The following is a 581-nucleotide window of genomic DNA, read 5'->3' on the forward strand; positions in this document are numbered from 1 at the left end:
ACACTAGAGTCTTCAATGGCTTTGAGCACAAAGGGAAAGGTTTGAATAGTGACGATAATAATCGGCTGGGAGTTGACCAATGCTTCGGCGAGCTGCTCAGACTTTGAGCCGTCACCTTCTTTGCGGTTAATTTTGCCGACTACGCCATCGGCATGTTCAAACTGATAGATAGTGTCTTGAAGCTGGTCATCAAGCACGGTGCGATCGGTAATCACAATGACCGAGTCAAACTGCTTATCGCCGTCACTGTTGTATAAGGTCGATAGCTGATGCGCTGTCCATGCGATAGAGTTAGACTTGCCTGAACCCGCACTGTGCTGAATGAGATACTTTTGGCCCGCGCCCTCAGTAATGGCCGCATCGACTAACTTGGTCACCACATCCCACTGATGATAGCGCGGAAACATCATGGTTTCCTTTTTAGACTTGCGCCCGATTGCGTCTTCTTCTTCCTCTATCTGCAAGTGCATAAAGTGGCCGAGGATGGCCAGCAAGTTATCAGGCGTTAATACTTCATTCCATAGGTAATCGGTGGCATAGCGGCTGCTATCGGCTGGCACGTCATTACCCGCACCGCCCTC

At 49.9% G+C, this 581-nt stretch carries 1 protein-coding gene; it reads right to left on the bottom strand.

Annotated elements, in window-relative coordinates:
- On the bottom strand, positions 1-581 hold a 581-nt coding region (locus tag ACTXGJ_RS12650; protein ID WP_443566162.1), incomplete at both ends, for a DEAD/DEAH box helicase family protein.

Origin of the sequence: Psychrobacter sp. 1Y11 (assembly GCF_052259045.1) — a bacterium.
Classification (GTDB): Bacteria; Pseudomonadota; Gammaproteobacteria; order Pseudomonadales; family Moraxellaceae; genus Psychrobacter.